Annotated in this window: 12 protein-coding genes; 4 read left to right on the top strand and 8 right to left on the bottom strand. The window is 35.1% G+C overall.

Features of this window, described 5'->3' with window-relative positions; genetic code table 11:
- Positions 1-99 precede the first annotated feature (99 nt).
- Together F8162_RS17400 and prsA are read left to right on the top strand one after the other, a co-directional pair.
- Complete coding sequence (locus F8162_RS17400; protein WP_001120851.1) at positions 100-231, top strand: DUF3941 domain-containing protein; 132 nt, start codon at positions 100-102, stop codon at positions 229-231.
- A 129-nt stretch (positions 232-360) separates the two neighbouring features.
- Positions 361-1,218, top strand: a complete 858-nt coding sequence (prsA, locus tag F8162_RS17395; RefSeq protein WP_151631324.1) for a peptidylprolyl isomerase PrsA — start codon at positions 361-363, stop codon at positions 1,216-1,218.
- A gap of 201 nt (positions 1,219-1,419) precedes the next feature.
- Here the strand turns inward: prsA and F8162_RS17390 are convergent, their stop codons facing one another.
- The 3 genes from F8162_RS17390 to F8162_RS17380 all read right to left on the bottom strand — a co-directional run bounded on the left by F8162_RS17390 (position 1,420) and on the right by F8162_RS17380 (position 3,385).
- The gene (locus tag F8162_RS17390; RefSeq protein ID WP_151631325.1) at positions 1,420-1,614 is read right to left on the bottom strand and encodes a hypothetical protein; all 195 of its coding nucleotides are present in this window, start codon (positions 1,612-1,614) and stop codon (positions 1,420-1,422) included.
- Positions 1,615-1,640: 26 nt separating this feature from the next.
- Entirely contained in the window at positions 1,641-2,345 is a 705-nt protein-coding gene (locus F8162_RS17385) for a hypothetical protein (RefSeq protein ID WP_151631326.1), read from the bottom strand.
- Positions 2,346-2,530: 185 nt separating this feature from the next.
- Complete coding sequence (locus F8162_RS17380) at positions 2,531-3,385, bottom strand: S1 RNA-binding domain-containing protein (protein ID WP_151631327.1); 855 nt, start codon at positions 3,383-3,385, stop codon at positions 2,531-2,533.
- Positions 3,386-3,744: 359 nt separating this feature from the next.
- On the opposite strand from F8162_RS17380, the gene F8162_RS17370 reads away from it, so the two are divergent.
- Positions 3,745-4,236, top strand: a complete 492-nt coding sequence (locus F8162_RS17370) for a YajQ family cyclic di-GMP-binding protein (protein WP_061678717.1) — start codon at positions 3,745-3,747, stop codon at positions 4,234-4,236.
- A 732-nt stretch (positions 4,237-4,968) separates the two neighbouring features.
- Here the strand turns inward: F8162_RS17370 and F8162_RS17365 are convergent.
- The 3 genes from F8162_RS17365 to F8162_RS17355 form a co-directional block, all read right to left on the bottom strand.
- Positions 4,969-5,850, bottom strand: a complete 882-nt coding sequence (locus F8162_RS17365; RefSeq protein ID WP_151631329.1) for a helix-turn-helix domain-containing protein — start codon at positions 5,848-5,850, stop codon at positions 4,969-4,971.
- 215 nt (positions 5,851-6,065) lie between these two features.
- Complete coding sequence (locus F8162_RS17360) at positions 6,066-6,293, bottom strand: hypothetical protein (protein WP_151631330.1); 228 nt, start codon at positions 6,291-6,293, stop codon at positions 6,066-6,068.
- Between the two features lie 46 nt (positions 6,294-6,339).
- On the bottom strand, positions 6,340-7,641 hold the full coding sequence (locus F8162_RS17355) for an alpha-amylase family glycosyl hydrolase (RefSeq protein WP_151631331.1): 1,302 nt from the start codon (positions 7,639-7,641) through the stop codon (positions 6,340-6,342).
- A gap of 213 nt (positions 7,642-7,854) precedes the next feature.
- Here F8162_RS17355 and F8162_RS17350 point away from each other — a divergent pair, with 213 nt between their 5' ends.
- Positions 7,855-9,087, top strand: coding sequence for an ammonium transporter (locus F8162_RS17350; RefSeq protein ID WP_151631332.1), 1,233 nt, complete (start codon positions 7,855-7,857; stop codon positions 9,085-9,087).
- Positions 9,088-9,315: 228 nt separating this feature from the next.
- Here the strand turns inward: F8162_RS17350 and katB are convergent, their stop codons facing one another.
- Positions 9,316-10,782 carry a catalase KatB gene (gene katB, locus F8162_RS17345; protein ID WP_151631333.1) on the bottom strand — a complete coding sequence of 489 codons (1,467 nt, stop codon included), beginning with the start codon at positions 10,780-10,782 and terminating at the stop codon, positions 9,316-9,318.
- Positions 10,783-10,841: 59 nt separating this feature from the next.
- Complete coding sequence (gene hemH / locus F8162_RS17340; RefSeq protein ID WP_151631334.1) at positions 10,842-11,801, bottom strand: ferrochelatase; 960 nt, start codon at positions 11,799-11,801, stop codon at positions 10,842-10,844.
- Between the last annotated feature and the right edge of the window lie 7 nt (positions 11,802-11,808).

Below are 11,808 nucleotides of genomic sequence, written 5' to 3'. Positions count from 1 at the left end.
TCTAATCCACCCTTATTATTCATGAATGCACTGCTATACATAGTCTTTACGAAAAAGGAAATGATAAACGTACAACGTTTAGAAATGGAGTTGATACATATGCCACATACGAGTGATAACGACAAAAAAGCACGCGATAATAATGCAAAGCGTACACAAAAAAATGAGCAAGAACAAAAAAATATTCAGCAAGGTAAGCGTGCCTATTCTAAAAAGACCGATCACCTTTGATCCCATCGTACATCAACAATATTGTTGATGTACTTTTTTTACATTTCACAGGAAAAAACATTAAAAATTCACTTCATGTTCACTTCTATATTCTACAATAGCGATAACATATTCGGATGAGGTGTTAGCATGAGAGGGAAACACATTTTCATTATTACTGCACTAATAAGTATATTAATGCTAGCTGCTTGTGGACAAAAAAACAGCTCAGCTACAGTCGCTACAGCAACAGACTCAACCATTAAGAAGAGCGACTTCGAAAAACAGTTGAAAGATCGTTACGGAAAAGACATGCTGTACGAAATGATGGCGCAAGACGTTATCACGAAAAAATATAAAGTATCTGACGATGATGTAGATAAAGAAGTACAAAAAGCGAAAAATCAATACGGAGACCAATTTAAAAACGTATTGAAAAACAACGGTTTAAAAGATGAAGCTGATTTCAAAAATCAAATTAAATTCAAACTTGCTATGAATGAAGCGATTAAGAAAAGCATTACAGAAAAAGACGTGAAAGACCACTATAAACCAGAAATTAAAGCGAGCCATATTTTAGTAAGCGATGAAAACGAAGCGAAAGAAATAAAGAAAAAATTAGATGCTGGTGCTTCATTTGAAGAATTAGCAAAACAAGAATCACAAGATCTACTATCAAAAGAAAAAGGCGGAGACCTTGGATACTTCAATTCAGGCAGAATGACGCCTGAATTTGAAACAGCTGCTTATAAACTAAAAGTCGGACAAATTAGCAATCCGGTTACATCACCAAACGGTTATCATATTATTAAATTAACTGATAAAAAAGAGTTAAAGCCCTATGATGAAGTGAAAGACTCTATTCGCAAAAACTTAGAAGAAGAACGTATTGCTGACCCTACATTCGGTCAAAAATTGATACAAAAGGAATTAAAAAAGGCAAATATTAAAATAAATGATAGTGACTTGGAAGATACGTTTACTCTTGTGCATGAGCAAGGGAATTAAAAAAGCACGATCTTATTGGAAAAATAAGATCGTGTTTTTTAATCTTCCATTAATAGTTCACATTGTATATTCCCTTTAATATTAAAAAATGTTTCAAAAATCTTTTTCTTTTCAGGATTTCCATTCGTTATAAATGGAACCTCTTTATCTAGCGTCATCTGAAGATATTCCACCTCATCCTGATCATTCATATCAGTTCTATCAACAGATAATATTTAAATACAAATCACTTCTTAATTGAATAGATATATCTGAACTTATTATCGTTTGATTTATATCATTTTCTAATACTACTGGTGTTACACTTAGTATATTTATATCTTTTTCTTTCTCTAAAGTATCTATTGCATAGGGATGAACCTGTACTGGAATTATATAATGTGGTATTCCTAACATTATCCTATCTCCCCTTCTCTAACACATTATGTGCACTTCACAATTAACCACGGATACCATAAGATTTCTTCTGCTTCAATTTCTCTATTATCAATTAAATGGATAATTTGTTTTGCATCTTCATAATTATCAACGAGTGATAAGTCATTTAAGTTCTTGCCAAACACTTTAAAGTCAGCTTGTAAATTATTGAAAATAAATGAGTAAAATCCATTAGACTCATAGCCGCATATATCAAATCCTAATACCCCATCATTTTTCACATCAGTAGGTAACGCACTTTTGAGAAAACCATATATGGAAACTTTAAAATCATTTTCTTCCCGCTCATTCATTAAAAAGTCCGTCCAATACTCTTCTGAAAGATTTAAGCCGATAACTTCTAAGCTTTCTATCCCCTTTAAATAATTTTTCTTAAAGAATCTCGCATCCTCTAAATTTTTAAAAACATTCGGCCACACAAACTTTTCTTCTTCCGTTAGTGTATCTAAAAAAGTTTGAGCACTTTCATGCTCTTCTTTACTAATCGCTAACTTTCCATTTATCATCTGAGCAATAGGATCATTTTTATTTGAATTACACCAAGAAAAAAACCAATAATCTGGAAATGTAGGGCGAACCCGATTACATATCGTTAAAATTATTTGTGATAGCCCTTCGATATTACATTCTTTATAGATAAGTTCCCTATCATAGGAAATTATGAGGTATCCAGCACTATAATACTTCATTTACATACCTCTTTTCTTTTCAATTAAAATTAAATTCACACTCTCTTCCATATAGATATAACTATCTATCCTTTCTATATTTTTTAAAATATCCCTCTTCCAATGATTCTCTTGCGGTAAACAAAAAAAAGAACTATCACTTCCCTAATAAACCTAGAGAAAAGATAGTTCTTTGTAGTCTCACTTTACTTCTTAAAGTACGTCCAGCCTTCTTCTTGATAAATCTTTTCTTCTTTCATCAACTTACCAAGCGCACGCTTAAATGCAGCTTTACTCATGCTGAAACGTTCTTTAATGTCTTCTGGATTGCTCTTATCCCAAAATGGCATTGCTCCGCCTCGTTCTTCCATATATGCATAAATTACAGCAGCATCATCTTCCATTCCTTCTTCTTTACGAGGAAGAAGTGAAATATTAATTGTACCATCATCTTTTACGTCAATAATACGGCCCGTTACACGTTCACCAATGCGTACTTGTTCTTTTCTTTCCGTATGGTGTAAGAAAGCACGGAAATGCTCATCAGTTAGTATGAATGAACCAACTTGAAGTGAACGATACACACGTCCATTTACGTTTTTATTACGCATAGATGGCGTCGCATCTACGATAATTTCTTGCATATCACTGTCTCTTGCCGGAAGAGCGATAAGGCGATCACGATTCGTTAATTTTAACGTACAATATAATTCGTCTCCAACCTCTGGCCATACTGGCATATAAATCGGGAACTCATCAGCTGGGATTAGTATATCTTTTGATACACCAATATTAACAAACACACCTAAACTAGGAATAACTTCTACAACCTTTACCCAATTCCAATCAAAAGTTGTAATAAGTGGCTCCTTCATTGTTGCTGAAACACGATTTTGATGATCAAGGTATAAGAATACATCAATCGTATCGCCTTCTTCAATTTCTCCAACTAATTCGTTTTTATGTAGGAAAATTTCTTCTTCTTCATTCCCAACCATATATCCGATTTCCGTTTCACGTAAAACAGTTACCTGCTCAATCGCTCCTAATTGTAAATACATATTTTTTAATTCCCTTCTCTATATAAAGTGAAACTTTAATCAGTGGGGGTTTTGTTCCTTCCCACTGATTATCAACCCTCACCAATCGGGCGTTTACGGCAGTGGATCTCCCACTTAACTTCTTTGCTCTAACTGAATGCCCGTTAATGCGGGATAACATTATCTTTTTTATCATTCCAAACAAAAGTTAATTATAACACGATTTCCCCTTTATTTGTCCAACAGCCCAAAATTCACTATAATAAAATGAGGTTACATGATTATAAGTATGAAAACACTTAAGTCTAAGCTCGTTTTCAGCTATACTTTAGTATGTACAGTACATAAAAAGATTAGAAATTTATTTGGAGGTGCTAACTATGGCAAAAGAGAGTTCTTTTGACATCGTTTCGAAAGTAGAATTACCTGAAGTAACAAACGCAATTAACATCGCATTAAAGGAAATCCAAAACCGATATGACTTTAAAGGAAGTAAAAGTGATATTAAATTAGAAAAAGAAGTACTAGTTCTAACTTCTGACGACGAGTTCAAATTAGACCAAGTAAAAGACGTTCTAATTGCTAAACTTGTAAAACGTAACGTTCCAATTAAAAACTTGGATTACGGAAAAGTTGAAGCTGCAACTGGTAACACTGTTCGCCAACGCGCAACACTTCAACAAGGTATCGATAAAGATAACGCGAAAAAAATTAACAACATCATTAAAGAAATGAAATTAAAAGTAAAAACACAAGTACAAGATGACCAAGTACGTGTTACAGCGAAAAGCCGTGATGACTTACAAGCAGTTATCGCAGCAGTTCGCAGTGCTGATTTACCGATTGACGTACAATTCATTAACTACCGCTAAAAAGAAAAACATCCTCTACACAGAGGATGTTTTTCTTTTTAGCGAGTAGGGAAACTCACAATCGGATAGTTTGCATAAAGTGAAACTTCAATCAGTGGAGTTTTCCTCATCCCCACTGATTATTAGCACTCACCAATCGGACTTTTATGGGCAGCCCGACCCCCACCTAACTTCTTTGCTTTCGCTGAATTTTGAGGTGGGGTCTTACTGCCCATTAAAGCGGGATAAATCAAGAAAGCCCTTTTGAAAATCGGTGCAAGATCACCCTCCCCGCTCAAATGTAACAAATTATGAGTATAAGAATATTTTCCACCCTTTCATGTAATGTAAAATTAGTAAGGAATTTATTTTATGAAAAATATTCATTAAAAAAGAGTTAGAAGTGGTTATTTGAAGAAATTAATACTATGGTTTTTATTAACTACATTCTGTCTACATATTGCAGGATGTTCTAATAATATGACTACACTCAAGGATAAATCTAAAACTTCAACACCAGCGAAGTGTAAACACATCAACAAAGCTTGGTATAAGAAACATACGTAATACAATAATCGAATCATCTTAATTTTAATACTATATAGACGGAAATATAAATTATTAACAAGGATACAAACTTCAAAAACGATTTTAGAATTAAGTTTATAGAAAATAATAAGATGTTTATAAGCGTAAAACCTACGGGAATTTCCCCTGTAGGTTTTGTTCTATGTATAAGTAATTCCCAAGAACTTATAGATGTTTTTTTAAATATTTTTCTTTAATCCTTTTTATATAATGCTCTTTTTCTGTTAGTTCAAATATAAATAATGCTTTTTTCATGTTACTAACAATATCTTCTTCATTATGTTCTTTAAGCCTTAATAAATTCCAACCCTTTAAATAGTATAGTTCACCTAATAGGTATAACGTGTTTAAATTAATAGCTAATTTGATGCCCTTATCAAGGTATTTCATTGCCTCTTCATGTTGGCATGCCTGACCTAAACAGTTCGCTAAATTAAAAATGATTTTTAATTTAATTTCTCTATCTCTAGGAAAATCTAACTTATTAAAGTTAGTTAAACATTTTCTTAATATATCAATACTTTTTTCATATTCTTTGTTTTCCGCATAAAATATAGACATTGTCTGCATAATATCTATTTCTCTTTCTGATAAAAAATCAGCATTGGTTAACGTTAATTTTAATGCATTATTTAAAAGATCTAACGCCGTTTTTGTTGATCTATTCACCATAAATATAGCAATTGCTTCATGCCATAGTAGAAATTGTTTATCTTCTTTCGTCTGGAAAGCATTTTCATCTTTTTCTTTTTTTACTATCTCATAAAGTTCTGTATATTGTTTTTGCTTTATGCAATCTCTTATTACACATTTTACGTTTTCTACATATTTCAATCTTTTATTTTGAGTTAGTGCAAATATATTATTCGGATCAATACCAAGTCTTTCAGATAGTTGATATAACAATATACTTGATGGAAAAATCATACCTTTTTCTATTTTGCTAATTTGACTTTGCGAACATATTCCATGACACAATTCAGATTGTGATATATTCTTTTTCACTCTAAGTTCTTTAATGGTAATACCCAAATCGTAAAATTCCATTTTTCCTCCTCAAATGTGTAACCCTTAATAAGTATAAGACTATTTTTCATCCTTTAATGTAATGTAAAATTCGTATAGTTGCAATTATTGTTTGTTCTAACAGACTTTTCATTTCTTTGCTCAGCTGCATTTTGAGGTGAGAGTCTTACTTCATAGAAAAACAGACTAGGGAGAAAATTTTCTCCTTAGCCTGTCCCACCGAGATTTCGCATTTATTAAGAGCAACACCATATCGCTTTATCAAATGATTTTTCAGGAATGTATACTTTATCATTTTCGATTTTGTATTTTATATCGTTTCTCTTCAGCACTGCCGTATCAACAGAATGAACACTATCGCCCCACCGAACAAATTCCCCATCATCACGGTTGTCCCAAAAATAAAAACTTACGAATACGATAAAAACACATACGCATAGAGCGAACCACTTCTTTTTCCGCAAATATCTCACCACCTTAAACTAAAGAAGAACTACTAAAAAACGCTACTCATTTCCGTCTCTTTTTAACCGCAAGTAAAAACGCAATAAACAATACGTTCACACCAACGATTAAAGAGATAAATAGCCAATTCACACCTGTTTCCCCGTTAACTTTATACACATTTGACTCTTCACGCTTTAAAACAAGATAAAAATTCCCATTCTCTTCTCTTATAATTTCATCTTCTAACAATCCTCGTAACTCTTGTTTTTCGCCAATTGTACTTACAGGTAAAGCAACTTTTTGTGTTTCTTTCGTATTATTAATTGCTACTACTGTCACTTCATCTTTATACTTTCGCTTTAGTACACTCATTCCATCTTTATCATACAAAAGTTCAAACGTACCGCGTCGTAGAGATGGTCTCGTTTGTCTAAGTTCACCGAGTTTCGTTATGTGCTGCATAAACTTTTCATCTGATTTGAAGTCCATTAATCGTCTATTATCTGGCGTATCTCCTCCATCTAATGCAATTTCAGTTCCGTAATAAAAATTCGGAATGCCCGGTGTTGTTAATAAATATGTAAGAGCTAGTTTCAAACGAGATGGCGGATAATTCATCTTCTCTTTTGCAATACGAGCAAATCTTTTCGTATCTTGATCATCTAAAAATGTAGCGGATTCTCCTTCTTTTTTACTCACATCAAATAAAGGTTTCACCGATACATCCGCTTCAGAAAACGCTTCTATTATTTTTTCGTTGTATTCACTATCTTCTTTTGTCATAATACGAAAATCTTTCTTTATCACTTGCATATCTTTTTGCACGTCATCCCAGAAAGAACGCGACTTTTTGTCACTATGTACTACATAACTTGCATCTAAATCGACTTCTTTGATCCACCATTTCATCGCGTCGATGACTTGTTGATCGTTCTCACCAAGCGGAAATTGAAGTACAACTTTCATTCCTTTTGCGTGAGCTGCTTGTACAAGTTCTTTCACATCATTTTCTGTTCCGAAATGTTCATTTACCTTTTTAAAATTGTGCACGTCTAATCCATCGTACTTTCCACTTTCAAAAAGAGGAGAAAGCATAACAGTGGTAAATCCCATTTCTTTTATGTAATCCAGTCTTTTTATAATCCCTCTTATATCTCCGCCTTGATACCCTTCTAAATTACCAACTTCTAACTGTTTGTCATTTTTCGGTTCTCCATTATTAAAGCGATCAATCATAATAGAATATATAACTTCGTCTCGCCACTCTCTTTTTTCATCTGCAAACGTATGTATTGGTACAAATAAAACGACAGCTAAACAAAAATAAATGAACAGTTTCCTAGTATGTATTTTCCCCACACGCATCCCCCATGTTTTTTAATTGTAAGAATATTATACCAATTATCCGGACGAATCGCATACGTTGATTTCATTCTCCTCAAAATACTTCATGTCAGATTTCCTTACATAAAGTATAAAGTTTTCTGAATTTTTAGTTGATTTTTCTTTTTATTTCGAATATGATATGAAACATAACATATTGATGTTATTTTTTATAACATTATAGGAGGAGAGAGAATGAATACAGGCGATACAGTTTTTATGTTTGTAACGACAGTAATGGTCATGTTAATGACACCAGGATTGGCACTTTTTTATGGGGGCATGGTTCGCAGTAAAAACGTACTCAGTACGACAATGCATAGTTATAGTGCAATGGCTATCGTTTCGATTCAGTGGATTGTGATCGGCTATTCTTTATCATTTGGACCAGATTGGCACGGACTTATCGGCACACTCGATTGGTTCGGTTTAAACGGAGTTACCTACGCACCAAATCCAGACTACTCATCTACTATTCCTCACAACTTATTTATGATGTTCCAACTCATGTTCGCCATTTTAACTCCCGCCTTAATTTCAGGTGCATTCGCCGAAAGAATGCGATTTTCTGCTTTCCTTATTTTCATACTTCTATGGACAACAATCGTTTACAATCCTGTCGCTCATTGGGTATGGGGCGTTGGCGGGTGGCTAAGAGAACTTGGCGCATTAGACTTCGCTGGTGGTAACGTCGTTCATATTACATCTGGCGTGGCCGGCCTTGTATTAGCTATTTTTCTTGGAAAACGAAAAAACATAAACGGTACTTCTCCTCACCATTTACCATTCACAATGTTAGGCGCCGGTCTACTATGGTTCGGCTGGTTTGGTTTTAACGTTGGTAGCGCATTATCTTTAAATGATGTAGCTTTAACTGCATTTATTAATACAAATATAGCCGCTGCTGCCTCCGCATTAACTTGGATGCTTTCAGAATGGCTCTTCCAATCAAAACCGACTGCGATGGGAGCTGCTTGCGGAGTTGTTTCCGGTTTAGTCGCTATTACACCAGCTTGCGGGTTCGTTACACCTTTCTCCGCTCTTCTTATCGGAGCGATCGGCGGCGTATTATGCTTCGGAGCAGTCTTTTTCTTAAAAACAAAATTCGGATACGACGACACACTCGACGCATTCGGATGCCATGGCATCGGTGGAACTTGGGGCGGCATTGCGACAGGGCTATTTGCAACTACTGCTGTAAACAGTGATGGTGCGAACGGGTTATTTTACGGAAACGCCGCTCTACTGTTCAAACAACTTGTAGCAATCGGCGCAACATATGCATTCACGATCATAATGACGTACGCCATTATTAAAGCGATTAACTTCTTCCTCCCTGTTCGGGTTGATGAGCAAGAAGAACATATGGGACTTGATATTTCGATGCACGGGGAGAAAGCTTATGAGTATACGGAGCGAGTGAACTAAAAAAGAGATGCAATCTATTCTTAGTAGATTGCATCTCTTTTTATTGTAGTTGTTGGCGTTGTATACCTCATATGGTATTTAGACGGATATATCAGCGATTATTCGGATATATCGACGATTTTTTAAATATATCGATTTACCAACAAATTCCGACATAACGAAACTGAAGAATACCCCGGCGTAATTTTATGCAAAAAAGACGACCGTTTAACAGTCGTCTTTTCCTATTTATTTCGGAGCATTCCCTACATATTGCGTAATATCAACATTTAAAGCTTGCGCTAAACGCATTCCGTAATCGTGATCTGCACGGAAGAAGTTACAAATAGCTAATAATTTCGTGCGTTCATTTACGTCTTTTAAGTCATTTGTTAAATTCGCAATTAAGTTGTCTTGCTCTTCTTTAGAGAATGAACGATAACGCTCACCTGCTTGTTTGAAGTCATTTGGTTTTTCAATTTTTTCACGAGATACATAGCCTTCAACTTTCATAGTTGAATCGCGGTAAGTTGGGTCTTCAACTGGATTTTCAGCATGACGGCTCGGTTCGTAGTTGATTGTAGATGGGTTTTGATTGATTTGCATCGCACCATCACGTTGTTGGTTATGAACAGCTGCGTATGGGCAGTTTACAGGAATTTGTAAGTAGTTTGCACCAAGACGATAACGCTGTGTATCTGGGTAAGAGAATAAACGACCTTGTAATAATTTATCTTCAGATGGTTCAATACCATTTACAGTTGCACTTGGAGAGAACGCCACTTGCTCTACTTCTGCGAAGAAGTTTTTCGGGTTACGATTTAACGTCATCGTCCCTACTTCAATTAATGGGAAGCGATCTTCTGGCCATACTTTCGTTGGGTCTAGTGGATCAAAGTCTAAAGAATCTGTTTCATCTAGTTGCATCACTTGTACGTGTAAATCCCACTTTGGATGATTTCCTTTTTCGATTGCATCGAACAAGTCACGAGTTGCATGATTGAAATCTTTTCCTTGTACTTCTTGCACCTCTTTTGCACTTAAGTTACGTACACTTTGCTGTGGTTTCCAGTGATATTTAATGTAGACGATTTTACCTTCTGCATTAATCCATTTAAATGAATGGACACCGAAACCTTCCATTTCGCGATAGCTCGCTGGTGTACCATAATCAGAAAACACCCATGTCATCATATGTGTAGATTCCGGACTTAACGTCATGAAATCCCAGTAACGATCTGGCGTTTGAATATTTGTATCAGGTGCTGGTTTTAAAGAATGCACCATATCAGGGAATTTAATTGCATCACGAATGAAGAAGACCGGTAAATGGTTACCTACGATATCGTAATTCCCTTCTTCTGTATAAAATTTAACAGCGAACCCACGTGGGTCACGAGCTGTTTCCGGAGAACCTTGACCATGGATAACCGTTGAGAAACGAACAAATACAGGCGTTTCAGTTCCTTCATTTTGTAAAAATGCTGCTTTCGTATATTGCTTCATGCTGTTTTTCGTTACGAATACACCGTGAGCACCTGCACCACGTGCATGTACAACACGCTCTGGAATACGTTCACGATCAAAGTGAGCCAGTTTTTCTACTAAATGATAGTCTTCTAATAATACCGGTCCACGGCGACCAGCTGTACGAGAATTTTGGTTGTCTCCAACTGGAGCACCTTGGTTTGTTGTTAAGCGATTATTTGGATTCATCTAGGGGGATCCTCCTCTTTCTTTCATAGTAATTATTACTTATTTAAAATTATTATAAACTAATTATTATTCAAAATTAAGTTCTTGTCAACTATTTCCTTCATTTTTTTGGAAACAATTTCAGCTAAGCAATCGATAAATACAGATTGTGAATTTGGCATATTCGGTCTAAAATATGTCACGTTTAATTCATCAGTTACAACTTTACATTCGTAATCGTTGTCATATAAAACTTCTAAATGCTCTGCCACAAAGCCAACTGGGCAATATACAAAAGATTCATATCCATGCTTTTCAAATAAATCTCTCGTTAAATCTTGTACATCCGGTCCAATCCATGGATCCTTTGTATTTCCAGCACTTTGCCAACCAATTGTATAGTTCTGAATATTTGCAGCTGCTGCGGTTAAATCCGCTGTATGTTGCACTTGCTCCACATAAGGGTCCCCTGCTGCAATAATTTTTTCTGGTAAACTATGTGCTGAAAAAATTAAGACTGCTTTCTCTTTATCTTCAATCTTTGTACATGTTTCTTTTATTTGATCTGCCCAATAGGAAATAAATTTCGGTTCCTCGTACCATTGTTCAATCGGTTCAATAACAGGGCCACCGATTTCTTTTGAAAGACGAGTCGCACGGTCATTATACGCTTTAATACTAAATGTAGAATAATGCGGCGCTAATACGATACTAATCGCCTGCTCAATTCCATCGTGCTTCATCTCTTCTACTGCATCTTCTATAAATGGAGCAATATGTTTTAAGCCTAAGTAACAAGTAAATTCATACTCTGTAAACATATTATTCATTGAATCTGTTAATTTATGCGCTTGCTCTTTCGTAATTTTTGCAAGTGGTGAAATTCCACCAATCGCTTTATAGCGCCCGATTAAGTCTTGGAGTGATTCTTCGGAAGGTTTACGACCGTGGCGAATATGTGTGTAGTACGCTTTTACATCATCTAATGATTCTGGCGTTCCATACGCCATTACGAGTAAACCTATTTTTTTCTTTGCCATCTATATA

The sequence above is a fragment of the Bacillus sp. CH140a_4T genome (assembly GCF_008923725.1).
Classification (GTDB): Bacteria; Bacillota; Bacilli; order Bacillales; family Bacillaceae_G; genus Bacillus_A.
Note: the sequence above shows the minus strand (reverse complement) of the source record. Positions and strands in the feature narration are given on the sequence as shown.

Coding starts and splice junctions, on each gene's coding strand:
- F8162_RS17400 (WP_001120851.1), top strand. CDS start 100: ATGCCACATACGAGTGATAACGACAAAAAAGCACGCGATAATAATGCA.
- prsA (WP_151631324.1), top strand. CDS start 361: ATGAGAGGGAAACACATTTTCATTATTACTGCACTAATAAGTATATTA.
- F8162_RS17390 (WP_151631325.1), bottom strand. CDS start 1,614: ATGTTAGGAATACCACATTATATAATTCCAGTACAGGTTCATCCCTAT.
- F8162_RS17385 (WP_151631326.1), bottom strand. CDS start 2,345: ATGAAGTATTATAGTGCTGGATACCTCATAATTTCCTATGATAGGGAA.
- F8162_RS17380 (WP_151631327.1), bottom strand. CDS start 3,385: ATGTATTTACAATTAGGAGCGATTGAGCAGGTAACTGTTTTACGTGAA.
- F8162_RS17370 (WP_061678717.1), top strand. CDS start 3,745: ATGGCAAAAGAGAGTTCTTTTGACATCGTTTCGAAAGTAGAATTACCT.
- F8162_RS17365 (WP_151631329.1), bottom strand. CDS start 5,850: ATGGAATTTTACGATTTGGGTATTACCATTAAAGAACTTAGAGTGAAA.
- F8162_RS17355 (WP_151631331.1), bottom strand. CDS start 7,641: ATGCGTGTGGGGAAAATACATACTAGGAAACTGTTCATTTATTTTTGT.
- F8162_RS17350 (WP_151631332.1), top strand. CDS start 7,855: ATGAATACAGGCGATACAGTTTTTATGTTTGTAACGACAGTAATGGTC.
- katB (WP_151631333.1), bottom strand. CDS start 10,782: ATGAATCCAAATAATCGCTTAACAACAAACCAAGGTGCTCCAGTTGGA.
- hemH (WP_151631334.1), bottom strand. CDS start 11,801: ATGGCAAAGAAAAAAATAGGTTTACTCGTAATGGCGTATGGAACGCCA.